The following is a 26599-nucleotide window of genomic DNA, read 5'->3' as shown; positions in this document are numbered from 1 at the left end:
CAAAACATAAATGAATATACAAATATAATATAATAATGAGCAATACCTCACAAGAATACGACAAAGTAATTACAGTTTGCAGGGATTTATTTACTAAAAAAGCGCACGATTACGGAACCGCTTGGCGCGTTTTACGTTTGCCATCGTTAACGGATCAAATATTTATTAAAGCACAACGCATCAGAAGCTTACAAGAAAATGAGGTAAGAAAAGTAGACGAAGACGAAACCTCTGAATTTATAGGAATTATCAATTATTGTGTGATGGCTTTGATTCAAATGGATAAAGGCATTGCGACTCAACCTGATTTAGCAGCAGAAGAGGCCATCCAATTATACAATGAAAAAATTGCGGTAACCAAACAATTGATGGAAGATAAAAATCATGATTATGGAGAAGCATGGCGCGACATGCGAGTTAGTTCTTTAACAGATTTAATCATTCAGAAGTTATTGCGTGTGAAACAAATTGAAGACAACAAAGGAAAAACACTAGTTTCAGAAGGAATTGATGCCAATTATCAAGACATGATAAATTATTCAGTTTTCGCTTTAATACTGATGAATCGTTTTATTTAGTTTCAAGTTAAATAACATATTGTTAACAAAATCAATGTAAAAGCATAACTAAATTTGTTAGCTCAAATAATAATTTACTTTGAGTACAATCTGAAACCTGAAAGAAAAACAATAAAAAAACTCATGAACAAAAAAAATATATCTTGGACCATTAGAATTGTAGTTGCTCTACTTTTTATAGTTTCTGCTTTAGCAAAAATATCAAAAGGTTGGATTTCCGATTTTCCTTTTATCGATTTTTCACCTTATTTTGCTATATCTACTTTTGAAGTGAAACAACTTTTAACTCTAGGATTTTCAGAATCGGTTGCTCCCTATTTTTCAAGAATTTTAATTGGAATTGAATTCGCACTTGGTTTCTTACTATTGAACCCAAATTATTTAAAACGTATAACTATTCCTGCTACCATTGGTTTACTAGTTGTATTCATTTTACATTTAAGTTATGTTACCTTTTCGACTGGAGGAAATTCAGGAAATTGCGGTTGCTTTGGCGAATTAATTCCGATGACACCTATTGAAGCAATTGTTAAAAACAGTATTGCAGTTGGTTTATTAATCTGGCTTTGGAAAATTTTAGATAATGATCCGAAATCAAACTTTTGGATTTTAACAACCGTGACTTTAGCTTGTATTTCAGGTTTATTCATGTTGGCGCCAATGAAAGCAAGTACTACTTCAAGTTCATCAGACATCTCTAATACTGTATTAAATGATACAATTTCACAAGCTGAGGACACCATAAAAGTTGAGAAAACAAAAGCTATCGATTCATCAATAACAAAAATTGAAAAAGAAGTTGAGGAAGTCAAAAAAGATGCTGGTCCAAAACAAGCGGTTTCAGGTTATGCAGAGTTTTATGCCGATATTGATAAAGGTCAAAAAATATTATGTTTCTTCGTTCCAGGATGCGACCATTGTCGTGAAGCGGCTAAAGACTTAAACGCGCTACAAAAGAAACACAAAGATTTTCCACAAGTACAAATTGTATTTATGGATGAAGAAGCAGAAAAAATTCCAGATTTCCTAAAATATGCAGGGAAACAATTTCCATACAAAATAATAGATGTTATTCCATTTTGGACTAAATTGGGATCTGGAAAAGACACTCCTGGCGTAGTGTATATACATAACGGAAATGTCATTAAGTTTTTCGATGGAATTGCCGAAAAAGCATTTAATAGCAAAGCATTAGAAAAAGTAATTTACAAATAACAAATTTCAACTATATTACATCTTAAATCACAAAAAATCATGAAAAAAATCTTAGCTACATTAGCATTAGGACTTAGCTTAACAGCATGTCAAGCCCAAGAAACTGAATTTTCTAAAGAAAGTTTAAAAACCAACTTAACCACAATTGATAACAAAGACATTTCCTTTGAAGAAATATTAAAACAAAACGAAGGTAAAACTATTGTTATTGAAGTTTGGGCTTCTTGGTGTTCCGACTGTATAAAAAGCATGCCACAAGTTAAAGAATTAAAAGCTTCTAATCCAGATGTCGCATTTGTAAATTTATCTTGTGATAAAACGTTCGATGCATGGAAAACTGGAGTGGAAAAATATGAAGTTTCTGGAGCAAACTTTTTAATTAAAGACGGTATGAAAGGAGCATTCGGAAAATCTATTAAATTAGATTGGATTCCGCGTTTCATTGTGGTAGATAAAAACGGGAAAATCGCCTTATTCAGAGCTATTGAAAAAGACTTTGAGTTGATTCAGAAAACCATTGAACAAACAAAATAACACTAGCAACCAAAATAACAATGTCAATTTTTTAAATTGATCTTTAACATTAATTTTTAATATTGAAATTGAACTTCAATTATGAGAAAAAACATAGTAGCGGGTAACTGGAAAATGAACAAAACCTTACCACAAGCCATAGAATTAATTAACGAAATTAAAAACAACAAACCAACTAATAATGCAGAAGTTATTTTAGCGACTCCTTTTCCTTATTTGGCAAAAGCTGTAGAATTAGTGGCTGGTACAGAAATTAAAATTGCCGCACAAAATATACATCAAGCAGAAAATGGAGCGTTTACAGGAGAAGTTGCAGCGTCAATGTTAACAAGTGTTGGTGTAAATACCGTAATTTTAGGTCACAGTGAAAGAAGAGCTTATTTTCATGAAAGCGATGCCTTATTAGCCAATAAAGTAGATACCGCTTTAACTCATGATATGACCGTTATTTTTTGCTTTGGTGAAGAATTAAAAGACAGACAAAACGACAATCATTTTAATATTGTTGAATACCAATTACGTGACGGTTTGTTCCATATTTCAAAAGAAAACTGGAAAAATATTGTGTTAGCCTATGAACCTGTTTGGGCTATTGGAACAGGTGAAACTGCTTCTCCAGAACAAGCACAAGAAATGCATTTATTTGTGAGAGATTTAGTTGATAAAGTTTTTGGAAGAGAAATCGCTGAAAACGTTTCTATTTTATATGGTGGAAGTGTGAAACCAGACAATGCGAAAGAAATTTTCTCAAAACCAGACGTTGATGGCGGATTAATTGGCGGTGCTGCTTTAAATGCTAACGATTTCTTCGGAATTATTTCTGGAATTTAGTATTCAGAATTCTGTCGCAGTTTTCAGCTTTTTTAACCACTGAAAACTGTGACTGAAAACTGTGACTGATTTCTGTGACTGAAACTGACTTCTCAAAAAATGGAATATATTTTAATCCCAATTGTAGCTCTTCTCGCTTCTGCCCTAACCTTTTTCTCTGGTTTCGGATTGGGAACTTTGTTATTACCTGCTTTTGCCTTGTTTTTCCCAGTTGACGTCGCAATCGCTTTAACTGCAATTGTACATTTTTTAAATAATACGTTTAAACTTGTTTTAGTTAGAAAACATATCAACTGGAAAATTGCCTTACAATTTGGACTTCCTGCTTTACTTTTTTCTTTTCTTGGAGCTTTTCTTTTAGATCAAATTACAAGCCGCAATATTATTGCAACTTATACTTTAGCTAATAGAATTTTCGAAATTACAGTATTGAAAGGTATTGTTGCTTTTTTACTGATTTTCTTCGCTTTATTTGAATTAATTCCGAAACTAAAAAACTTACAGTTTCCTAAGAAATATTTACCGATTGGTGGGATTTTAAGTGGATTTTTTGGTGGACTTTCGGGCCATCAAGGTGCCTTGAGAAGTGCGTTTTTAATGAAAGTTGGTTTATCTAAAGAAGCTTTTATTGCCACTGGTGTAATCATCGCTTTTATGATTGATGTGAGTAGAATATCTGTTTATTGTAGCAATTTTTTAAAAGTCAAAGACACTTTAAATTGGAACTTGATTTGTATTGCAACATTTGCGGCGTTTATTGGAGTATATTTTGGAAACAAATTGGTTAAAAAGATAACCATAAATACGATTCAGAAAATTGTGGCATTTCTAATTATTATATTTGCGATTGGCTTAGGATTGGGAATTATATAACCACACAAATTAAACGAATTAAAGTGATTGCCTAGATGTATCATGAAAACTTGTTGATATGAAAAAACCTAAAATCTATTTTTTTTGAAAGTACTTAAATAAAAAATTGTCTTTATGTTATAAAACTAATCAACTACATTAATTATAAACATATCATCAACTACTGTATTTTTAGTAGTATACGCTTCACATTTTTTTCTCTCTCTTAATACAGGACAATTTGAAAACATTATTGTATCAAAACCCTTTTTATTCCTTTAAACTTAATAGTTAAAACACCTCCAGCACCTGGAATAAGTTTATCATTATTATCTGACACATATTCGGAATTTATTTCTTCCACAATATCTATCGCATTTTGGTTTAACCAACAATTAATGAAACCTGTAGAGCCATTTTCATTGAGATTAATTTCAAAAGTTTCACCAACATTTATATGATAACATTCTTTATTATACAATTTGTATTGTTTGTGCAGCATTCTAAAAGTACCATTTGGTAACTTAAAAAAAAATATTACGAAAGATAAAATAAGTAAAACTAGTATTGCCTTTTTTCTCATCATTTATTTTCCAGCTTTCTCATTTCTTTTCACATAAGTATGCAAAAAGTCACCTTTTGGTTTTCCTAAATCGAAAGCACAATATTTAGTAACTAATCTGGTAGAGGTTCTGGCTTGATCTCTATCCCAATTTTCATATTCAATTCTGTAAATAGCGGAATAAATTTCGGCACGACCGACACCATGAAAACAATGAATTAAAACTGGATAATTGGCAGGATCATCCATAACTTTAAAAAAAGCTTTTAAATTTTCAGTTTTAGGAACTTGCTCAGAACCAATATTAAAATGATTTAAACCCTTAATTTTTGCTGCTGCTAATTTTTCTGCTTTTAACTCAGCAGGAATTTCTGGATTGTTTACATCATCACCTGTTCCTGGATAACGTAAATCTAAAATGCTTTTAATTTTATATTTTGCTACATAATCTGCAATTTCATCTGGTGGAAGAACGCCACTTTTGTATACTTTACCTTCTGTAACTGTATCAAAATTATGATTAATTTTATAATCGTATACATAAAGTTTTCCGAATAAACCAATGGCAATTGCTACTAGTAAAAGAAATACTCTAACTATTATTTTGTTTTTAAAGAACATATATTCAATTTAATTCAATCATTCATAAGTCAGTTGGGTCTAACTTAAAAAGGTAAATATATGAAAAAAAACTTCGAACCATTGCGATATTACTTAAAAGTTAACTTTTTATCAATAATTTTATCAAAATAATCTTGAATAAAGCCTTTACACGCTATTTCTAAAGCATTCATTTCTGCAGTTCGCTTTGCAATTAGGTTTTTTGTTAATTTTTTATCATTTATATCATAAAATCCAATTGCATTTTTGCCATCAAACACACACAAATACTTTCCTTTCTGAAAATAATATAAGCCTGTGTTATGATTAATTACAAAAGGTTCAACATCATTTGGTCGGTTTAACAAACTTCTTCCCCAACTTCTAAAAGGTTGATCATAACCTATCATATCCATTACAGTAGGAAAAATATCAATATGTTGTGCTAACTGATTGCTTTCGCCTTTAAAAGTACTGTTTGGTTTGTAAATTAATATCGGAACAGCTAATCGATTTACCATTTTATCATAATACTCTTCCATGTAATGCACCTGATTACAATGATCTGCCGTAATTATAAAAATAGTATTCTTAAACCAAGGTTCTTTTTTTGCCGATTGGAAAAACTTTTTAAAAGCCAAATCAGTATACGCAACGGGTTGATGCATAGGAATATCACCTTTTGGCAATTTATTTTTATATTTTTCGGGCACTACATAAGGTTCATGTGAAGAAACAGTGAAGATGGTACTAAAAAATGGCGCTTTCTTTTTAGATATGGTAGCATTCATAAACTGCATAAAAGGTTCATCCCAAATTCCCCATGAACCGTCAAAATCTTTATCATTCCCATATTCTGTCATTCCGTAATAGTTATCGAAACCTAAAATATTTCCATAACCTAAAAATCCCATTGAACCATTTGGAGCACCATGAAAAAAGGAAGTCTCATATCCTTTACTTTTTAAACAAGAAACTAACGATTCTATTTTTTGTTTGGCATAAGGCGAGGATGTAAAAGCATCTTTGAAAGATGGAATTCCAGAAATAATAGCCGACATTCCATGAATAGATTTGTAACCGTTAGCGTAAGCATTGGTATAAATCATACTATGATTGGCTAACGAATCTAAAAATGGCGTATAACTTTTATAATTTTTAATCTTTGAATTTTTATTAAATGCCCCTAAATATTCTCTTCCCATACTTTCAGTAATAATTAATACGACATTAGGTGTAGATGGCGAATTAGAATTGTAAAATTTTATGGGTTTAAAATTTTGTTGAATGACTGAATCTGGTATATTAAAATCTGTTTTTTTGAATGATTTTACACCCAAAGTTCTTAAAAAAGTAAACGGCGAATTTAAAACCAAATCTGCTTGTTGTGTTTTTTTAACATGACGGTTTGCATCAACTAAATTAATTGGTCGTGTGCTTTTTTTGAAATCACCTCTGATGCCGCCAATACATAAAGTAGCTAACACTAAAACGCCGAAAAGTGATTTAGCAATAAATTTCAATTTTGCCTCTTCGATTAAATTATGTTTTACCTTAACTTTCTGATATAAAAATATCCACAAAGCAGCTGTAGCGATATATATTAAAAAAACATGCCAATATGTAAGCATAAAACGCAATAACATGCCGCCTTTAGATTCTTCATGTTTCAAAACATCCCAAGCAGCTAGGGTTAACCTTGAAAAATTATATTTGTAATAAATAAAATCGACAAAATTAAAAGAGAAAAACAGTAAATTTGTAATGAAATATAAATAAAACAAAAACGTTTGATATTTCGGTTTGGTATTTATAAATAAAGGCAAAATAGACAATAAAATAAAAAGTCCATTTATATATAAAATTGCAGTTGTATCAAAGGCCAAGCCATGATAAGCTAGAGATAAAAACTCGGTAAGAGAATTTACTTCAACAATATCACTATTATAAATGTAAAATAAAACTCTGGCAATAAAGTAAAAGAAATACACCAATAAAATTCTGTAAAACAGCACTTTATACTCTTCTAATCTGAAAAAAGATTTCATTTTTTAAAATTTAATTGCTACAAAACTAACAATAATAGAAGTTTTAGCGTTAAAATATTTAAAAATATCTATTTTTTTTATAAATTGCAATTTAAAACTTAATCAAATGCAAAACGTTACTAGACTTTTCGATTTCCCATATTATCAATTGGAGCATCATAACTTACCCGATGCATTAGTTACTAAATACGGTGATCAATGGGTAAAAACATCTACACAAGAATATGTTAATAAAGCCAATGCTTTATCAAGAGCTCTATTACATTTAGGAATACAAAAAAATGATAAAATTGCTATTATCTCATCTAACAACAGAACAGAATGGCATGTTTCTGATATAGGAATTTTACAAACTGGTGCGCAAACTGTGCCAATTTATCCTACGATATCATCAGAAGATTATGAATATATTTTAAATCATTCTGAAGCTAAATATTGTTTTGTTTCAGACCAAGAGGTTTATGATAAATTGAAAGCTGTACATTCAAGAATTCCATTGCTAGTGGATATTTATTCTTTTAACGAAATTTCTGGTTGTAAAAAATGGAATGATTTATTAGAATCGGGTTCAGATGCTTCAAATCAAAGTTCGGTTGAAGAGCGAAAAAATAATGTTTTACCAACTGATTTAGCTACTATAATTTACACTTCTGGAACTACAGGAAAGCCAAAAGGTGTAATGCTTTCTCATAATAACATTGTTTCAGATGTTTTAAATTCAGATAAAAGAATGCCTTTAAGAAAAGGAAGTACACGTGCTTTAAGTTTCTTACCTATTTGTCATATTTTTGAAAGAATGTTAACGTATTTGTATCAATATGGCGGAATTTCTATTTATTTCGCTGAAAGTATTGAAAAAATATCTGACAATTTAAAAGAAGTACATCCTCATGTAATGTCAGTTGTACCAAGACTTTTAGAAAAAGTTTATGATAAAATTTACGCAAAAGGTGCCGATTTAACCGGAATTAAAAAGAAATTGTTCTTCTGGGCTCTAGACTTAGGAATGGAATTTAAACCTTATAATGCTAATGGTGCTTTTTATAACTTTAAATTAGGAATCGCAAGAAAACTAATCTTTTCAAAATGGCAAGAAGGTTTAGGTGGGGAATTAGAATTATTAGTTTCAGGAAGTGCAGCCTTACAAACTCGTTTAACTAAAGTATTTACTGCAGCAGGAATTCCAGTTATGGAAGGTTACGGATTAACGGAAACTTCTCCTGTAATATCTGTTAATGATATGAGAAATGGTGGTTTCAGAATTGGAACCGTTGGAAGAGTTATAGATAATGTAGAAGTTAAAATTGCAGAAGATGGTGAAATTCTTTGTAAAGGTCCGAATGTAATGATGGGATATTATAAAGATGAAGCACAAACAGCTGAAGTTATTAAAAACGGCTATTTCCACACTGGTGATATTGGTGAAATTGACGCAGATGGTTTCTTAAAAATAACCGATCGTAAGAAAGAAATGTTTAAAACTTCTGGTGGTAAATATGTAGCACCTCAAGTTTTAGAAAACACCTTCAAACAATCTCGTTTTATTGAACAAATTATGGTAATTGGTGATGGAGAAAAAATGCCTGGTGCTTTTATTCAACCTGCATTTGACTTTGTAAAAGAATGGGCAAATCGTCATAAAATTGATATTGGAAACACTCAGGAAGAAATTTGTTCCAACGAAAAAGTAAAAGCTAGAATTCAAGAAGACATTGAAGAAGCTAATAAAAAATTCGGAAATTGGGAACAAGTCAAACGTTTTGAATTAACACCAGATATTTGGTCAATAGATGCTGGTCATTTAACGCCAACCATGAAATTAAAACGTAAAATTATCAAAGAAAAATATCAAACACTTTACGATAAAATTTACAGAGACTAAAAAATTAAAATGAAAAAAACACTTATCATTTCGTTAATCTTCGCTTGTTTTTCTTGTAAAAAGAGCGAAGATTTTTCGTTACAAAATTATCACACTTTTGAAAGTAAAGAAGACCAATATACAGGTGGCATCAAAATGATTCCTGTAAAAACACCAAAAGGAACATTTAAGGTTTGGACGAAAAGAATTGGCAATAATCCTAAGATAAAAGTTTTGCTTTTACACGGTGGGCCAGGTTTAACACATGAACTGTACGAATCTTTTGAGGGTTATTTACCCAAAGAAGGTATCGAGTTTATTTATTACGATCAGTTAGGTTCGTATTATTCAGACCAACCGAAAGACAAATCACTTTGGACGAATGAACGTTTTGTAGAAGAAGTCGAACAGGTTCGAATAGCATTAGGTTTAAACAAAGACAATTTTTATGTTTTAGGACAATCTTGGGGCGGCATTTTAGCTATGGATTATGCGTTAAAATATCAGAAAAATATTAAAGGTTTGATTATTTCCAATATGGTTTCGAGTATTCCTCAATACAACAAATATGCACAAGAAGTATTAGGTCCGCAAATGAAAAAAGAGGTATATGATGAAATTATGCAATTGGAGAAAAACAACGATTTTGCGAATCCTAGATATACCGAATTGCTTTTCGAACATTATTATACAGAACATATTTTAAGAAAGCCACAAAAAGACTGGCCAGAATCGATTACCAGATGTTTTAAACACATTAATTCTGAAGTTTACATATCGATGCAAGGATACAGTGAATTTGGTATTACTGGCGATGCTTATATCAAAAATTGGGATGTTTCAAAACGTTTAAAAGAATTGACTGTTCCAACACTTACTATTGGAGCAAAATATGACACCATGGATCCAGAACACATGAAATGGATGGCTACACAAGTGCAAAATGGAAGATTCTTATTTTGCAAAAACGGAAGTCATTTATCTCAATATGACGACCAGCAAACCTATTTTTCAGGTTTGATTCAGTTTTTGAAAGATGTGAACGAAAAGAAGTTTAACTAGCTAAATAATTTTACATTTTCAGAACAATAAAACCAAAACAAAAAAAGCATCTCAATAATTGAGATGCTTTTTTGTAGGAGAGCTAAAAAAGTTTAAAGATTAATGCTCCTCGTCTTTTCCTAAAATTTTTGTATCAACAGGAATTGCTGGCTGAAACAACAATGTTTCGTCATAGTATAAATTATACCCATTTTTGGTTCGAAATTCGAAATCTTTAAACTTGAAATTTTGATCTTCATTTTCTCTAGTAAAAATGATAGACTCTTTTGAATCTGGCAAGAAAACTTCAGCTACTAAACTGTCTTCATCTACGAAAAAATAAGCGTTTTTACCTTTTCCTAAAGAATCTTTTTCGATAGAAGTTAAACGATAGCCTAATTCAAAAACACGCACACATTTTTTGGTCATGTTAGACCATTTGTAACCAGCTTTTAAATCGCAATCATTTTCATTGGTATCATCATTTACTTCACTTTTTACGATAAATTCCAAATTTTCTTCTTCAGAATTTGATGGATTTTTAAGAATATAATCGCATGAAATAAAGAAAACTAACAGTAATACATATAAAATTTTCTTCATATTTAATTCAGTGTTTCTTGATAAATTAAAGTTTCAACAGTTTCAAAATCAGTTGGTTTATCTGTGTTATGAAAATATTTAATTAAAACTTCACCCCAAACTTTTCCATCAGAAAAATTAGCAATAATCCAACGGTGATTTAAAATTTTAACGCTATTTATTAAAAAAGGATTGTCACCAATTTGATCATAAGACACGTATTTGTTTCCTCTTTTATCTGAGTTAAAAGCCATTAAATCTTCCTTTACTTTTGCCTTCAATTTTTTCAAATCGTGTTCAAAATAATATTCTTGAGCGTATTCATTATTGTCTAGAGAAAATTTATCGTTTTCCACTAATTTCACAATAGAATCTTTGACTTTTTTAATCTCTTTTTTATTTATTGTAACCAAATCATCATAACGATTGATAATGTTGTTTGAGTTCACAAATTGAAAAATATTAATTAATATTGAAAATACTAATCCGTAAAGCAATAAACTGTTCTTCATTATGTTAAAATTTATTTTATTTTATTTCAATTTCTAAATTATCATAAGCCAAAAATACGTTTTCTGGCAATTGTTTTTGTACTTCTTCGTGTAAACCTAATATATGACTAATATGTGTTAAATAGGTCTTTTTAGGTTGCACCAAATTTATAAAATTTATAGCTTCTTCTATGTTAAAATGTGTATGATGTGGCTCAAATCGTAAAGCGTTGACAACCAATACATCTATGTTTTTTAATTTTTCGAGTTCCGAAGTTGCTATCGTTTTTACATCTGTTAAATATACGAAATCTTTAATTCGGTAACCAAAAACTTGTAAATTTCCATGTAAAGCATTAATCGGAATAATTTCTTGCTTTTTTATTTGAAAATTCTGGTTATTTCTCACCTCAAAAGGCACTACTGAAGGTGCTCCTGGATATTTATTTTCCTTTTCAAAAATGTAATCAAATCGCTTTGATAAATTATCTAAAACACGTTGATGTGCATAAACTGGAATATCACCTTGTTTGAAATAAAACGGTCGAATGTCGTCTAAACCTGCGGTATGATCGGCATGTTCGTGTGTAAAAAGCAACCCATCAATGTATCGGCATTTACTTACTAGCATTTGCTGACGAAAATCGGGTCCGCAATCGATAACTATTGAAAAATCTTCATCATAAATCCAAACCGAAACACGTAACCTTTTATCTTTTAGGTCTTCACTTAAACATACGAAATGATCGCTTCCAATAACTGGAATTCCCTGAGATGTACCGGTTCCTAAAAAGTAAACTTTCACTCCGTTAATTTTTTTACAAAAATAACAATTTCCTCTTGTTAAAACCTATAAATTGTTAACTTTGCAGTATATTTTAATTTGCCCAAAACATAATTGTTAAAATGACGACTGAAATAACATTAAGAGGAGATAAAGTAATTGAACAAATTCCTTCAATCAAAGATAAAGCGCTTCGTATCAATTTAAATGATAACATTTACGGAACCTTTGCTGAAATTGGTGCTGGACAAGAAACAGTAAGACATTTTTTCAGAGCTGGAGCTTCTTCTGGTACGATTGCTAAAGCGATGTCTGCTTATGACAAAGATTTTAGTGATGCCATTTATGGAATTGAAGAAGATGGCAGATATGTTACCGAAAGTCGCTTAAGAAAAATGTTAACTCACGAAACAAAACTAATTGAAGACAGATTAGGTCGTGATAAACATCCAAATAAAATGTTTTTTAGTTATGCAAATACGGTGGCTACTATCGATTTTGCAAAGCAATTTAAAGGGCATGGTTGGGTTGGAATTAAATTTCAAGTAGAACCTGATGAAGCGTATAACGAAATTTTAATACACATTCGTTTTAAAGAAAATGACGCACGTTTACAACAAGAAACTTTAGGTATTTTAGGTGTAAATTTAATTTATGGCGCATTTTACAAACATAATGATGCTAAAAAATTATTACGTTATTTATACGATCATTTAGAAAAAGATCAAATTGAAATTGATACAGTAAATTTTTCTGGACCACGTTTTGCTGATGTTGACAACCGATTAATGAGTTTACAATTGGTAAAATATGGTATGACAGATGCTGTAATGTTTAATCCGGATGGAAAAAATATTTTACCAGCTGCTGTTTTATATAAAAAGAATATTTTAGCGTTACGTGGAAGTTTCCGACCAGTAACTAAAGTAAACATGGACATGTACAAACAATCGTACGAAATGTTTATTCAGGAAAATAAAGTAGACAAAAACAATACGTTTGTGGTTTTTGAAATTACACTTTCTAACCTAAAAGCAGAAGGTGAAATTGACGAAAGAGATTTCTTAGATAGAGCCGAATTATTATGTGCTTTAGGACAAACGGTAATGATTTCAAACTTCCAAGAATACTATAAAGTATTAGAATATTTTTCTTCTTTCACTAAATCGAGAACTGCTCTAGCAATGGGCGTTAGCAATTTAGTAGAAATTTTCGATGAAAAATACTACCGTCATATGTCGGGTGGAATTTTAGAAGCTTTTGGTAAACTTTTCTATAGAGATTTAAAAGTGTATTTGTATCCAATGAAAGATCCAGAAACTGGTGAAATTATTACTTCTGAGAACTTAAAAGTACACCCAAGAATGAAAGAATTGTATAAATTTTTCAAATACAACGGAAAAGTTACAGATATTGAAAGTTACGATGAAAAAACATTAGATATATTCTCTAGACGAATTTTAAAAATGATTGCTAAAGGCGAATCGGGCTGGGAAGAAATGCTTCCTGATGGAACTGCGGAAATCATTAAAAAAGACCGATTATTCGGATATCTAAAAGAACAAGAATTAGTAAAATAAACGAAAAAGTCCTGAGAAATTCAGGACTTTTTTTTATAACTTTTTCACCACATATGTAACAATTCCCCAAATGATGAAATCGTTTTCTTGTGTTACTTCAATGGGTTCGAACAATTTATTTTCTGGCAATAAAAGCAAGCTATTTTCTTGTACTTTTATTCGTTTTACAGTAAATTCTCCATCAATAAAACAAACGGCAATTTTCCCGTCTTGAGGCTCTATACTTTTATCAATAACTAAAATATCCCCATCATCAATTCCTGCGCCAATCATCGAATTGCCATTCGCTTTAGCATAGAAAGTAGCAATCGAATTTTTAACTACAATTTGATCAATACTAATTCTAGTACCATCAAAATCAGCTGCTGGCGAAGGAAATCCAGCTTTAATTCCGCTAGAAATATAGGGCATTTCTAAATTGCTTTCCGTATTTGGAATAAAAAACGATAATTTATTCTGTGCTAACATTTTATATGTAATAATTCTGTTATATCTGTAGTAAACTTTTTAGAAAGAAAATTTTGTTTCATTTTCCAAGTCCGATTTAAATCTTGATTACCGAGTCGGATTTTTCTTTCTCCTGTTTTTTTTCGAATGTCATCCATAACTTTCATTAACTTTTCGTGTTTCGGATTTTCTTCTACAAACAAATTAAATTGTTTTTGATCTTGCGGAATAATATCGGTAATAATAATTCCAGCTTTTGTATATATTTCACCTGTTTGAAACAGTTTTTCTAACATTTTAATAGCTGTCGTACTTAACGTTAAACTCGATTGTGTAGCAAAAGGTAACGTTTCATAAACTGAAAAATTATAGCGTTCATTTCCTACTTTATATTTATCTTTTCGAAGGTATAATATGATTCCGTAGCAACATGATTTTTGCATTCGTAATTTTTCTGAAGCTACTGTTGCAAAAGTTGAAACACGTTCTTTTAGTTCGCTAAAATTAGTAATTGCTTTTTCGAACGTTCGGGTAACTGCAATACTCTTTTTAGCTTCTGGTTGTTGTTCTAATTCTAACACAGAAAACCCGGACAACTCCGCACGAAGTCGCTTTCCTACTACTCCCATCGTTCGAATTACAAAATCTTCATTATGAGGCGCTATAAAATCGTAAGCGGACACCATTCCGAATGCTTTCATTTTTTTAGCTAGTCGAAAACCAATTCCCCAAATGTCTTCTACTTTTGTCCATTTTAAAGCTTTTACACGCTTTTCGTCAGAATCAATAACATAAACACCTCCAGTTCTGTCTTGAAACTTTTTTGCGATTCGATTGGCTATTTTACTCAATGCTTTTGTTTCTCCAAAACCCACACAAACTGGAATTCCAATCCATTTTTGCACGCGCTTTTTCATTTGTAAGCCGCAAGTTTCAAAATCGGTTGTATTGGTATTTTTAAAATTCAGAAAAGCTTCATCAATACTGTAATTTTCAATATCTGGTGTAAAATGAGAAAGCGTTTCCATAACACGTTTACTCAAATCGCCATACAAGGCATAATTGGAAGAAAATACAGCTATTTGTTGTTGTATAATTTCATTTCTAATTTTAAATTCCGGCACGCCCATAGCAATGCCAAGTGCTTTTGCTTCATCACTTCTAGAAATCACACAACCATCGTTATTAGACAAAACAACGACAGGTTTATTCTTGAATTGAGGCTGAAAAACACGCTCGCAAGACACATAAAAATTATTACAATCGACCAATGCAAACATTTTGTAAAGTTACAATTTTGACCTCAAATGCGACTTAAAAATTTATTAACAATGGTGTTAAAATTTGGGCAAAAAAAATCCCAAACTCCTGATTAGGATTTGGGATTTAAACTATAAAATACTTGCTTAATTGGCTTTTTCTAACTGACCGATTTTTTCATAATTCTCATGAACTTCCATAACCACAGCAACATGAAGTCCGTCATTAGTTTTAGTCATTGAAACGGGGTTCTCTAAAGTAACATTCACTTCAGAATCTGAAATTTTATACATAGCGCCTGTACTGGCGTCTACAATTAATCCAATAAATCCACCAAAAGCGATATTACCAATATACCAACCATTAAATTTTCTTGTTAGTTTAGTTTCGTAAGGTTTATAACCTTCTAAAGCTATTTTCACATTATGTGTTTTTACCGATCTTTTTAATTTAACCTCAAATGGTGTTACACCTAAATTTACATTATTAACAAAAACGGTTGCTTTTGCAGGTGTTGACGTAAAACTTACTTTTTGCGTTGAACCTGAAACAATAGTTGCACAACCTGTTAACAAGATTGATAATGACAGGGCAGATAATAAAATGATTTTTCTCATAAGGATATATATAATAAATAAAAATTACACGTGTAAAGCTCTATTTCCAGTTGCCGCTAATGCCGCTTCCTTAATAGCTTCTGCAAAAGTTGGATGTGCGTGAGACATGCGAGAAATATCTTCTGCAGATGCTCTAAATTCCATAGCGGTAACCGCTTCTGCAATTAAATCGGCACAACGCGCTCCAATCATATGAACACCTAAAACCTCATCTGTTTTAGCATCCGCTAATATTTTTACAAATCCGTCTGTATCGCCTCCAGCACGAGCTCTTCCTAATGCTTTGAATGGGAAACTTCCTGATTTGAATTCGATTCCTTCTGCTTTTAATTGCTCTTCTGTTTTACCAACTGCAGCAACTTCTGGCCAGGTATATACTACACCTGGAATCAAATTATAATCGATATGAGGTTTTTGTCCGGCTAAAATTTCTGCAACCATTACTCCTTCTTCTTCCGCCTTATGTGCTAACATCGCACCACGAACAACATCACCAATTGCATAAATATTTGAAGCTGAAGTTTGTAAATGATCGTTTACTTCAATTTGTCCTCTTTCTGAAACTTTAACACCTGCTTTTTCTGCATTTAATCCATCAGTATACGGACGACGACCCACAGAAACCAAAGAATAATCACCTTCTAAAGTGATGATTTCTCCTTTTGCATTTTCTGCTTTCACAGTTACCACATCTCCTGCTCTATCTACCGATTGCACTTTGTGAGACGTGTAAAACTTCATACCTTGTTTTTTAAGTACTTTAGTCAATTCTTTAGATAAAGCAGCATCCATTCCTGGAATAATTCTGTCCATAAATTCTACAACAGAAACTTGTGCACCTAAACGTAAATACACTTGTCCTAATTCAATTCCAATAACTCCACCACCAATAATAACTAGGTGTTTTGGAACTTCTTTTAATTTTAAAGCCTCAGTTGAAGTGATAATTCTGTCTTTATCTAATTGAATAAAAGGTAAAGAAGAAGGCTTAGAACCTGTTGCGATAATCGTATATTTCGATTCAATCATTTCTGAAGAACCATCATTTTTAGTAACTTTAACTGAAGTAGCACTTTCAAACGAACCTACACCTTCAAAAACAGTCACTTTATTCTTATCCATTAAATATTTTACACCGCCAGAAGTTTGATCTACAACAGCTTGTTTGCGAGCAATCATTTTTTCAAGATTGACTTTCACTTCACCAGAAACTTCAATTCCGTGATCTGCAAAATGTTGTAATTCTTCATAATGATGTGAAGATGCTAATAATGCTTTTGATGGAATACAACCCACGTTAAGGCAAGTTCCACCAAGCGTTGCGTATTTTTCAATAATAGCTGTTTTAAATCCTAATTGTGCGCAACGAATAGCTGCAACATATCCTCCAGGTCCAGAACCAATAATGGTTACATCAAATTGACTCATAAATAGTTATTTTATAAAATGATTGTTGTGTAATTTTCGAATACAAAAGTAAAGTTTTTTAAATAAAAAAACCTTCATCTGGCAGCAAAAACTTCAATAAATTTAATTCAATACAAATGAAGTAGAATTTTTCACTTCTCCAATCATAAAGGTACTGTGCGTACTACCAATATGTTGCAATGTAGTTAACTTCGTAACCATAAATTCTCTGTATTCTTCCATGTCTTTGACACAAATTTTCAGAATATAATCGTAATCGCCACTCACGTGAAAACATTCTAATACTTCATTTAAGGTAACTACTTCTTTCTCAAATTCAGAAATTAAATCTTTAGAATGTTTGATTAACTTAATATGACAAAACACTACAAATCCTTTATTAATTTTGGATTTATCTAAAATTGTAGCATATTTGCTTATTATTCCTTCACGTTCTAATTTTTTAATTCTTTCATAAACCGCAGTCACGGAAAGATTTAATTTACTAGAAAGTTCTTTAGTGGTTTTCTTAGAATCAATTTGCATTAATTCTAATAGTTTTTTATCTGTTGCATCCATAGCAGTTGTGTTTTATTTGGCAAAAGTAGTTTAAAACATTTAATTTATGACAAAAAAACTATTTTTTATTTAATATATAGATTAAAAAACTATTTTTTGTACTTTCAATTGAAATATTAATTTTTATTTTTCAAATTTGATGAATAAAAATAAATAAAAATGAACCATTTTCATCCAGCAGACAAAATTCAAGATTTACAATATTTTGGAGAATTCGGCGGCGTAAATCCTTCTATTTCTGATTCTTCAACTTACACTTTTCTTTCTGCAAAAACTATGTTTGATACATTTGAAGGAAATGCAGAAGGTTGTTATTTGTATTCGCGACATTCTTCACCAAGTAATTTATACTTAGACAAAGCTTTAGCAGCTATGGAAGGAACGGAAACTGCAAATGTTTCTGCATCTGGAATGGGCGCTATTACTCCAACAATTTTACAACTTTGCGGACAAGGTGATCATGTAGTTTCAAGCAGAACTATTTATGGTGGAACCTATGCTTTTTTAAAGAATTTCGCTCCGAGATTTGGTGTAGCCACTACATTTGTTGACATAACAAAATTAGACATTGTTGAAGCTGCCATTACTCCAAATACAAAAGTTTTATATTGTGAAACCGTAAGCAATCCGCTTTTAGAAGTTGCAGATATTGCTGCTTTAGCTAAGATTGCTAAAAAACATAACATCAAATTAGTAGTCGACAATACGTTTTCACCCTTATCGGTTTCTCCAGCTAAATTAGGCGCTGATATCGTAATTCATTCACTAACAAAATACATCAATGGAAGTTCCGATACAGTAGGTGGTGTAACTTGCGCGAGTCAGGATTTTATAGATAGTTTAAAAAATGTAAATTCTGGTGCTAGCATGTTATTAGGTCCAACTATGGATAGTTTACGTTCGGCTTCTGTAATGAAAAACTTAAGAACCTTGCACATCAGAATGAAACAACACAGTTTTAATGCGATGTATTTAGCAACTAAATTTGAAGCTGACGGAATTAAAACGGTTTATCCTGGTTTGGCAAGTCACCCTAGCCATGAAATTTATAAAAACATGATCAATCCAGAATATGGTTTTGGTGGAATGATGACTATAGATGTTGGTAGTTTAGATAAAGCAAATGCCTTGATGGAATTGATGCAAGAAAGAAATCTAGGGTATTTAGCGGTAAGTTTAGGATTCTACAAAACCTTATTTAGTGCGCCTGGCACTTCTACTTCTTCCGAAATTCCATTAGAAGAGCAAGCAGAAATGGGCTTAACAGATGGTTTAATTCGTTTTTCAATTGGTTTAGACAACGATATTGAAAGAACCTATCAAAGTATGAATGCTTGTATGAAAGATCTAAATATTTTATAAAATTGTAAGATTTTATAATATTTAAGTATATTTGAAAAAACTTAATTTATGGCACAACAAAAAACATCAGCAGCTTTTATAGCAGCATCATGGGTGGCAATGGGCGCAGGCACTGTTGGTTATTTAGTAGGATTAGCAAGAGCCGAAATGCTTTTAAACGAAAAAGGATATTATTTTACCATATTAATGTTCGGTATGTTTGCCGTGGTTTCTTTGCAAAAAAGTGTAAGAGACCGATTAGAAAAAATCCCTGTAACCGATTTATACTATGGGATTTGCTGGTTCGCAACCTTACTTTCAATTGTTTTATTAACAGTTGGTTTATGGAATGCTACTATCTTACCTAGCGAAAAAGGATTTTATGCATTTGCTTTTCTTTTAGCATTGTTTGGTGCTATTGCCGTTCAAAAGAACACTAGAGACAATATGAATATCGAATAAATTAAAACATAGAATACTTTAATCCGATTTAGCAATGAGTCGGATTTTTTTATAATATTTTAGTAACTTCGCTAACTAAATACCAAATAACTTATTTAACAAATGAAAAAATACATTTTAAGTTTTCTTCTGATTGGAAGTATTTCTTTCGCACAAAAATTAACCATTGAAGAAACGGTAACCGGACCAAGAAAATACGCTCCTACTTCATTAGTTGGGCAACAATGGAGAAAAGACTCAAAATCAATTACTTATTTAAGTGCGGATTTATCTAACTTATTAGAGAAAAGTGCTGCAAACGGTTGGAAAGAAAACACTTTAGCTACAAAAGCAGAATTTGAAGCTGCATTAAAAACTAAATTTCCAACTGAAGAATTTGCTTTAAGAACTTTTCCTTTTTCAATAACTTGGCAATCCATAAATACTTTTGAAACAGAAATCGCATCAAAAACAAAAAATTATAAAGTAATTTACAATGTAGCGACGAAACAAATTACTTCAGAAATTGGGTACTCAAAGGAAGGTTCTCAAGCTAAATTTGCTTCAAATAACAATGTAGCTTGGTTAAAAGACAACAACATCAGAATTACTACAAACACTAAAACTATTGAAGTAACAAATGACGAAAATCCAGCTATTGTTAATGGCTCAGATTATGTTCATCGTCAAGAATTTGGCATCGATAGAGGTATGTGGTGGAATGCTTCTGGAACGCAATTAGCGTATTATAGAAAAGATGAAACTATGGTTGGAAATTATCCAATCATCAACTGGAATGAACGTGAAGCCGTTAATAAAGACATCAAATATCCAATGGCAGGAATGACAAGTGAAAACGTAACTGTTGTTGTTTTTGATGTAGCAACTGGTAAAAAAGTTACCCTGCAAACTGGCGAACCTAAAGAACAATATTTAACCATGGTTTCTTGGGAACCAACTGGAAAATATATTTTTGTGGGAATCTTAAATCGGGATCAAAACCATTTAAAGTTCAATAAATACGATGCTGCTACTGGAGCTTTCGTAAAAACCTTATTCGAAGAAAAAGCTAGCACTTGGGTAGAACCTCAACATGCTTTAACATTCGTACCTAACAATCCTAACCAATTTATTTACCAAACTGATTTTTATGGATTTAATCAAATGTATTTATATACTACTGATGGGAAATTATTAAAAAACTTAGGTTTTAATGATGTTGTGGTGACTAACATATTAGGATTTGACGCTTCGTATTCTAAAATCAATTATATTGGAACGGCTAATAATGGTTTAGACAGACAATTGTATCAAGTCGATTTAAAATCTGGTAAAACCATGCAATTAACAACTATTTCAGGCACACATAATGCATCTGTTTCGTCAGATGGCACAATGGTTTTAGATCAATATAGTAATGCAACCACTCCGAATGAAATTGCAATATTGAACATTAAAAATAAAATGGCAAATACCAGTTTAGTAAAAGCCGAAAATCCGTTTACAGGTAAAATCGATATGCCAAAAATTGAGTTAGTAACACTAACAGCTGCAGATGGAAAAACGCCTCTTAACGGAAGAATCATATATCCATCAAATTTTGATGCTACAAAAAAATATCCAGTAATGGTATATGTTTATGGTGGTTCACATGCACAATTGGTTACGAACAAATGGTTAAGTGGCGCAGGTTATTTCGATATTTACATGGCACAACAAGGTTATGTTGTATTTACGTTAGACAACAGAGGAAGCGATGCACGTGGGAAAAAGTTCTGCGATGTGAATCATAGAATTTTAGGTGTAAACGAAATGGCCGATCAGATGAAAGGTGTAGCATTTTTAAAATCGAAAGCTTTTGTTGATGCCGATAAAATAGGCGTTTTCGGATGGAGTTTTGGTGGATTTATGACGACTTCTTTGTTAACATCTCAACCTGAAACGTTTAAAGTTGGTGTGGCGGGCGGACCAGTTATCGATTGGAAATACTATGAAATTATGTACGGTGAACGTTATATGGATACACCACAAGATAATGCAGAAGGTTATGCAAAAACTTCTTTATTAGATAAAGTCAAAAACTTAAAAGGAAGATTATTAATCATTCATGGTGCACAAGATCCAGTGGTAGTACAACAACACAGTATGAATTTTATCGAAGCTTCAATTAAAGCTGGAAAACAAGTAGATTATTTCTTATATCCAAACCACGAACATAATGTGGGCGGAAGAGACAGAATTCACATGTATGCTAAAATCGCAGATTATTTTGATGTACATTTGAAGAAGTAAGACAATTTTCAATTTGCCCATATGGCAATGAAATAATTTATTAATACAAAATCCGTCCTACTAAAATTGGATGGATTTTCTTTTAATTTTTACAATTGTAATATTTAGATTTCTCATGAAGAAGCAAACTACAGTAAAACAATTTTATCTTTAATTTAACTTCTGTTTGATAACATTTTTCATAATTTTACCAAAACCTAGTTACTTACCATTCATGAAAAAAATAGTTTACCTTTCCCTATTCGTTTCCTCTATTGGACTTTCGCAAAATGCGGATGCAAAAATTTATGATATTGTTGAAAAGATATCTGAAGAACGAATCAAAAAAGACATTATAAAATTAGCTGATTTTGGAACCAGAAATACCTTCAGCGACACGGTTTCAAATACTCGTGGTATTGGCGCTGCCAGACGTTGGATTAAATCGGAATTTGATTTAATTTCTAAAGATTGTAAAAATTGTTTAGATGTATTTTATCAAAAAGATTTTGTAACTACAAATGACGGAGAACGTGTTCCAAAAGACACTTGGATTGTAAACGTTGCCGCCATTCAAAAAGGCACAAAATATCCGAACCGATTCATCATTATGACAGGTGATATCGACAGTAGAAATTCGGATACCATGGATTTTACTACCGATGCGCCAGGTGCAAATGATAACGCTTCTGGAATGGCAGGAACCATTGAAGCTGCAAGAGTTTTGTCGCAATATAAATTTGAAAATAGTATCATTTATCTAGGCCTTTCAGGTGAAGAACAAGGCTTATTTGGCGGAAAAGGATTTGCGGAATATGCCAAGAAAAACAATTGGGAAATTATTGGAGTTTTGAACAATGACATGATTGGTAATATCGAAGGAATTGATGGTGTAATTGACAACCGAACTTTCCGAATTTTCTCAGAACCAACTGCTCCAACAGATACTGAAAAAGAAATCAATAACCGCAGATTTTATGGTGGTGAAGTAGATGGAATTTCTCGTCAATTGGCTCGATACATTCACAAACAAACGCTAACGTACATGCCAGAAATGAATCCGATGTTGATTTACCGTTTGGACCGATTTGGTCGTGGTGGTCATCACAGACCGTTTAACGATTTAGGTTTTGCCGGAGTTCGAATTATGGAAGCTCACGAAAACTACAACCGCCAACACCAAAACTTAAGAACCGAAAACGGTATTAAATATGGTGATGTGTTAGAAGGTGTGAATTTTGAATACGTAAAAAAACTTACAGGTGTGAATTCAGTCGCTTTAGCCACTTTAGCGAGTGCGCCACCTGCACCAAAAAACGTTTTAATTGGCGGTGCGGTTGAAGCAAGTGTCAAACTAAAATGGGATAAAATTGAAAACGACGATCAGATTTTAGGTTATAAGATTTACTGGAGATTGACAACTGATTTCCAATGGAACAATTCAAGATTTGTAGGCAATGTAGACAATTACATGCTGAAAAACTTTGTGATTGACAATTACTACTTTGGCGTAGCTACAGTTTACAAAAACGGCTTTGAAAGTATGGTAGTATTTCCAAAAGATATCATCAGAACCACTTTCAAAAGAAAATAATTCAAACTGATAAAAAAAATCCGTCATGATTTATTTCTTGACGGATTTTTTATTTTGAAACGATTAGGACAATCTACTTATAAATTTAGCATACGGATCTTTAAATTGAAATCCGTCTTGCGTTCTTTCTTTCGATAATTTATTGTATTCTACTAAAGCCCAAAGTATAAATTCTTTTAAGAAATACTTATCAGAATTTGAAGTTTCTGGCTGATATTTCTCTATTAAATGATCTAGCGGTGTTACTTCATCTAAAATCTTTTTGTAGTCTTCATCTGAACAATCATCTGTGAGCTCGAAACCAGATTCATTGAAAAACCATTCGGTAATTTCAGTATAAGGTGTTGCTTCATTTTGCTTTTCTAATTTTTCAATTTTAGGGAAATATGCAGGTAAAAAAGTATGAATGGCATTGGCAATTAAATATTGTGCCACAACTCCAGCTCCTTCTTGCTCGCCTTCATAAACCAATTCTACTTTCCCAGTAATAGCTGGAATTATTCCTAAGAAATCAGACAAACGAACGGTTGTTTTTGCTTCACCATTTTGCAAAGCTCTTCTTTCGGCAGTACTAATTAAATTTTCAAATGCGGTGATGCTCATTCTGGCAGAAACACCACTTTTTGCATCAATATATTCTGATTCTCTAGCTTCAAAACCTACTTGTTCTAATAAATCTTTTGCTAAATTCGGCACATAAACAAGAGACGACTGGTTTTCATCAAGTTTGGCTTCCTGATGTGTAATTGTTTTGGCAATTTCAATCGTTTCTGGATAATGTGTTAGAATTTGCGAACCAATTCGATCTTTTAAAGGTGTCACAATACTTCCACGATTGGTATAATCTTCTGGATTGGCAGTAAAAATAAATTGTAAATCTAAAGGCATTCTTAATTTAAAACCGCGAATTTGAATGTCGCCTTCTTGTAAAATATTAAACAATGCTACTTGAATTCGAGCTTGTAAATCAGGTAATTCGTTAATTACAAAAATACATCGGTTAGCACGCGGAATCATACCGAAATGAATTACTCGTTCATCAGCATACGACAATTTTAAATTCGCAGCTTTAATCGGATCTACATCACCAATCAAATCAGCCACAGTTACATCTGGAGTCGCTAATTTCTCAAAGAAACGTTCACTTCTGTGAAGCCAAGAAATGGGGGTATCGTTTCCTTTTTCTGCAATTAAGTCGTGTGCAAAACGAGAAATCGGGTGAAGCGGATCATCGTTGATTTCTGAACCCGTTACATAAGGAATGTATTCATCTAAAAGTTCGACCATTTTACGAGCCAATCGGGTTTTCGCTTGACCACGTAATCCTAACAAATTAATATTATGTCGAGATAAGATAGCACGTTCCAATTCTGGAATCACCGAATTTTCAAAACCGTGAACACCAGTAAATGTAGGCTGTTTGGCTAATAATTTATGTCGCAAATTCGTACGTAACTCGTCTTTAATATTTTTAGATTGATAACCAGAAGCTATCAAATCCCCTAAAGTATTTATCTTTTTTATGTCCATTTTTTATTTTATTTTTTTTAGACTTTCGTCAACCTTACTTCAATCTTTTAACTTTTTACTTAGCTCCTTTTACTTGGCTCTTTTTACCTGGCTCTTTTTACTTGGCTCTTTTTACTTGCTCTTTTAACTTGGCTCTTTTAACTTGGCTCTTTTTACTTGGCTCTTTTTACTTGGCTCTTTTTACTTGGCTCTTTTTACTTGCTCTTTTAACTTGGCTCTTTTAACTTGGCTCTTTTTACTTGCTCTTTTAACTTGGCTCTTTTAACTTGGCTCTTTTTACCTGGCTCTTTTAACTTGGCTCTTTTAACTTGCTCTTTTAACTTGGCTCTTTTAACTTGGCTCTTTTTACCTGGCTCTTTTAACTTGGCTCTTTTAACTTGGCTCTTTTTACCTGGCTCTTTATTTCAATTTCTTCTTTCTGTTCGCTTCATAATCCTGAAAAATCATTTCTCCTAAACCTTTCAAACCAGTATAAAAAGCTTTTCCTTGATTGGCTTCTGTGAATTTATCTACAAATTGTTGTAAATACGGATCGTTAGCAATCATGAAAGTCGTTATTGGAATATGTAATTTTCTAGCTTGAGCCGCTTGTGTGTAGCATTTTTCCACAATATATTGATCTAAACCATTACTATTCATGTAATACGAGCCGTCTTTTTCTCGCACACAACTTGGTTTACCATCGGTAATCATGAAAATTTGTTTGTTGGTATTTCGTTTTCTTCTTAGCATATCCATCGCCAATTGCAAACCCGCTACTGTATTGGTATGATACGGTCCGACTTTTAAAAACGGTAATTCTTTGATAGAAATCGGCCAAGCATCATTCCCAAAAACTAAAATATCGATAGTGTCTTTGGGATAGCGCGTTGTGATTAATTCGGCTAAAGCCATCGCAACTTTTTTAGCAGGTGTGATACGATCTTCACCATATAAAATCATACTGTGCGAAATATCAATCATTAACACCGTACTCATTTGCGATTTGTAATGTGTATCTTCAATGATTAAATCGTTTTCTGTTAATTGGAAATCGCCGATTCCGTTATTAATTTGGGCATTTTTTAAACTTTCAGTTAAAGAAATTTTATCTAAAGCGTCTCCAAAATGATAACTACGGAATTCACCGGTTAATTCATCGCCACCGCCAACTTGTTTGGTTTTATGATTGCCACTACCCGATTTGTTTAAATTACCAAATATTTGATCTAATGCAGCTTGCCTGATCAAACGTTCTGTTTTAGAAGTAATGGTTGTTTCACCAGAACCATCAGCAGTAATTTCTTCACGAATGAAACCTTTTCGTTTTAAATCGTCTATAAAATCGTCAATGGTATATTCTGGTGTTGTGAGTTTGTATTCTTTATCTAATTCACGTAACCAATCGATAGCTTCATCGAAATCGCCAGAAGTGTGAACAATCAATTCTTTAAAAATACCAAAAAGCACCTCAAAAGGTGTTTTAAATGGTTTTTCGTAGGTTTTAAAATAGAATCCTTTTTTCATACTTTAAAAGTACAAGAAAAAGCAATAAAAAGAAGAAAAACGAATAC

General features: G+C 32.0%; 25 protein-coding genes. 12 read left to right on the top strand and 13 right to left on the bottom strand.

Annotation, left to right across the window (positions count from 1 at the left end):
- Positions 1-35: 35 nt before the first annotated feature.
- From G4D72_RS10310 to G4D72_RS10290, 5 genes are all read left to right on the top strand, one after another.
- Positions 36-578, top strand: coding sequence for a DUF1599 domain-containing protein (locus tag G4D72_RS10310; RefSeq protein WP_166077614.1), 543 nt, complete (start codon positions 36-38; stop codon positions 576-578).
- Between the two features lie 123 nt (positions 579-701).
- The gene (locus G4D72_RS10305) at positions 702-1793 is read left to right on the top strand and encodes a TlpA family protein disulfide reductase (RefSeq protein ID WP_166077613.1); all 1092 of its coding nucleotides are present in this window, start codon (positions 702-704) and stop codon (positions 1791-1793) included.
- Positions 1794-1832: 39 nt separating this feature from the next.
- Entirely contained in the window at positions 1833-2327 is a 495-nt protein-coding gene (locus G4D72_RS10300; protein WP_166077612.1) for a TlpA family protein disulfide reductase, read from the top strand.
- A gap of 81 nt (positions 2328-2408) precedes the next feature.
- Positions 2409-3158, top strand: coding sequence for a triose-phosphate isomerase (tpiA, locus tag G4D72_RS10295; RefSeq protein WP_166077611.1), 750 nt, complete (start codon positions 2409-2411; stop codon positions 3156-3158).
- 99 nt (positions 3159-3257) lie between these two features.
- Positions 3258-4031 carry a sulfite exporter TauE/SafE family protein gene (locus tag G4D72_RS10290; RefSeq protein ID WP_166077610.1) on the top strand — a complete coding sequence of 258 codons (774 nt, stop codon included), beginning with the start codon at positions 3258-3260 and terminating at the stop codon, positions 4029-4031.
- Positions 4032-4260: 229 nt separating this feature from the next.
- On the opposite strand, the gene G4D72_RS10285 is transcribed toward G4D72_RS10290, so the two are convergent.
- From G4D72_RS10285 to G4D72_RS10275, 3 genes are all read right to left on the bottom strand, one after another.
- Positions 4261-4596 (bottom strand): protease inhibitor I42 family protein, encoded by a 336-nt coding sequence (locus G4D72_RS10285; RefSeq protein WP_166077608.1) that lies wholly within the window; start codon positions 4594-4596, stop codon positions 4261-4263.
- Positions 4597-5193 (bottom strand): dual specificity protein phosphatase family protein, encoded by a 597-nt coding sequence (locus G4D72_RS10280; RefSeq protein WP_166077607.1) that lies wholly within the window; start codon positions 5191-5193, stop codon positions 4597-4599. It lies immediately after the preceding gene.
- 89 nt (positions 5194-5282) lie between these two features.
- Positions 5283-7220, bottom strand: a complete 1938-nt coding sequence (locus tag G4D72_RS10275; RefSeq protein ID WP_166077606.1) for an LTA synthase family protein — start codon at positions 7218-7220, stop codon at positions 5283-5285.
- A gap of 106 nt (positions 7221-7326) precedes the next feature.
- On the opposite strand from G4D72_RS10275, the gene G4D72_RS10270 reads away from it, so the two are divergent.
- Together G4D72_RS10270 and G4D72_RS10265 are read left to right on the top strand one after the other, a co-directional pair.
- Positions 7327-9102 (top strand): AMP-dependent synthetase/ligase, encoded by a 1776-nt coding sequence (locus G4D72_RS10270; protein ID WP_166077605.1) that lies wholly within the window; start codon positions 7327-7329, stop codon positions 9100-9102.
- A gap of 9 nt (positions 9103-9111) precedes the next feature.
- On the top strand, positions 9112-10143 hold the full coding sequence (locus tag G4D72_RS10265; protein ID WP_166077604.1) for a proline iminopeptidase-family hydrolase: 1032 nt from the start codon (positions 9112-9114) through the stop codon (positions 10141-10143).
- A 99-nt stretch (positions 10144-10242) separates the two neighbouring features.
- Here the strand turns inward: G4D72_RS10265 and G4D72_RS10260 are convergent, their stop codons facing one another.
- The 3 genes from G4D72_RS10260 to G4D72_RS10250 are packed head-to-tail and all read right to left on the bottom strand — an operon-like array spanning position 10243 to position 12000.
- On the bottom strand, positions 10243-10725 hold the full coding sequence (locus G4D72_RS10260; RefSeq protein ID WP_166077603.1) for a hypothetical protein: 483 nt from the start codon (positions 10723-10725) through the stop codon (positions 10243-10245).
- A 2-nt stretch (positions 10726-10727) separates the two neighbouring features.
- The gene (locus tag G4D72_RS10255; protein WP_235922494.1) at positions 10728-11216 is read right to left on the bottom strand and encodes a hypothetical protein; all 489 of its coding nucleotides are present in this window, start codon (positions 11214-11216) and stop codon (positions 10728-10730) included.
- 16 nt (positions 11217-11232) lie between these two features.
- Complete coding sequence (locus tag G4D72_RS10250; RefSeq protein ID WP_166077602.1) at positions 11233-12000, bottom strand: MBL fold metallo-hydrolase; 768 nt, start codon at positions 11998-12000, stop codon at positions 11233-11235.
- Positions 12001-12101: 101 nt separating this feature from the next.
- Here G4D72_RS10250 and G4D72_RS10245 point away from each other — a divergent pair, with 101 nt between their 5' ends.
- The gene (locus G4D72_RS10245) at positions 12102-13559 is read left to right on the top strand and encodes a TonB-dependent receptor (protein ID WP_166077601.1); all 1458 of its coding nucleotides are present in this window, start codon (positions 12102-12104) and stop codon (positions 13557-13559) included.
- A gap of 33 nt (positions 13560-13592) precedes the next feature.
- Here the strand turns inward: G4D72_RS10245 and G4D72_RS10240 are convergent, their stop codons facing one another.
- From G4D72_RS10240 to G4D72_RS10220, 5 genes are all read right to left on the bottom strand, one after another.
- Complete coding sequence (locus tag G4D72_RS10240) at positions 13593-14027, bottom strand: LexA family protein (RefSeq protein WP_166077600.1); 435 nt, start codon at positions 14025-14027, stop codon at positions 13593-13595.
- Entirely contained in the window at positions 14021-15286 is a 1266-nt protein-coding gene (locus G4D72_RS10235) for a Y-family DNA polymerase (RefSeq protein ID WP_166077599.1), read from the bottom strand. Before G4D72_RS10235 ends, G4D72_RS10240 begins: the two co-directional genes overlap by 7 nt.
- A 126-nt stretch (positions 15287-15412) precedes the next feature.
- A complete protein-coding gene (locus tag G4D72_RS10230) occupies positions 15413-15883 on the bottom strand; it encodes a PEGA domain-containing protein (protein ID WP_166077598.1) in 471 nt (156 codons plus the stop codon).
- Between the two features lie 24 nt (positions 15884-15907).
- Entirely contained in the window at positions 15908-17311 is a 1404-nt protein-coding gene (gene lpdA, locus G4D72_RS10225; protein ID WP_166077597.1) for a dihydrolipoyl dehydrogenase, read from the bottom strand.
- A gap of 102 nt (positions 17312-17413) precedes the next feature.
- Positions 17414-17869, bottom strand: coding sequence for an Lrp/AsnC family transcriptional regulator (locus G4D72_RS10220; RefSeq protein WP_166077596.1), 456 nt, complete (start codon positions 17867-17869; stop codon positions 17414-17416).
- A 159-nt stretch (positions 17870-18028) separates the two neighbouring features.
- Here G4D72_RS10220 and G4D72_RS10215 point away from each other — a divergent pair, with 159 nt between their 5' ends.
- The 4 genes from G4D72_RS10215 to G4D72_RS10200 all read left to right on the top strand — a co-directional run bounded on the left by G4D72_RS10215 (position 18029) and on the right by G4D72_RS10200 (position 23516).
- Positions 18029-19231: an aminotransferase class I/II-fold pyridoxal phosphate-dependent enzyme gene (locus tag G4D72_RS10215; protein ID WP_166077595.1), complete on the top strand. Its 1203-nt coding sequence runs from the start codon at positions 18029-18031 to the stop codon at positions 19229-19231.
- Between the two features lie 48 nt (positions 19232-19279).
- Positions 19280-19672 (top strand): inner membrane protein YiaA, encoded by a 393-nt coding sequence (gene yiaA, locus G4D72_RS10210; protein ID WP_166077594.1) that lies wholly within the window; start codon positions 19280-19282, stop codon positions 19670-19672.
- Positions 19673-19774: 102 nt separating this feature from the next.
- Positions 19775-21943 carry a S9 family peptidase gene (locus tag G4D72_RS10205; RefSeq protein ID WP_166077593.1) on the top strand — a complete coding sequence of 723 codons (2169 nt, stop codon included), beginning with the start codon at positions 19775-19777 and terminating at the stop codon, positions 21941-21943.
- Between the two features lie 214 nt (positions 21944-22157).
- Positions 22158-23516 carry a M28 family peptidase gene (locus G4D72_RS10200; RefSeq protein WP_166077592.1) on the top strand — a complete coding sequence of 453 codons (1359 nt, stop codon included), beginning with the start codon at positions 22158-22160 and terminating at the stop codon, positions 23514-23516.
- A 63-nt stretch (positions 23517-23579) separates the two neighbouring features.
- Here the strand turns inward: G4D72_RS10200 and G4D72_RS10195 are convergent, their stop codons facing one another.
- The gene (locus G4D72_RS10195; RefSeq protein ID WP_166077591.1) at positions 23580-25046 is read right to left on the bottom strand and encodes an AAA family ATPase; all 1467 of its coding nucleotides are present in this window, start codon (positions 25044-25046) and stop codon (positions 23580-23582) included.
- Between the two features lie 399 nt (positions 25047-25445).
- The gene (locus G4D72_RS10190; RefSeq protein WP_166077590.1) at positions 25446-26552 is read right to left on the bottom strand and encodes a vWA domain-containing protein; all 1107 of its coding nucleotides are present in this window, start codon (positions 26550-26552) and stop codon (positions 25446-25448) included.
- Positions 26553-26599: the final 47 nt, after the last annotated feature.

Origin of the sequence: Flavobacterium difficile (assembly GCF_011392115.1) — a bacterium.
GTDB classification, from domain to species: Bacteria; Bacteroidota; Bacteroidia; order Flavobacteriales; family Flavobacteriaceae; genus Flavobacterium; species Flavobacterium difficile.
The sequence above is the reverse complement of the archived record's forward strand: the minus strand, read 5'-3'. Positions and strand labels throughout refer to the sequence as shown.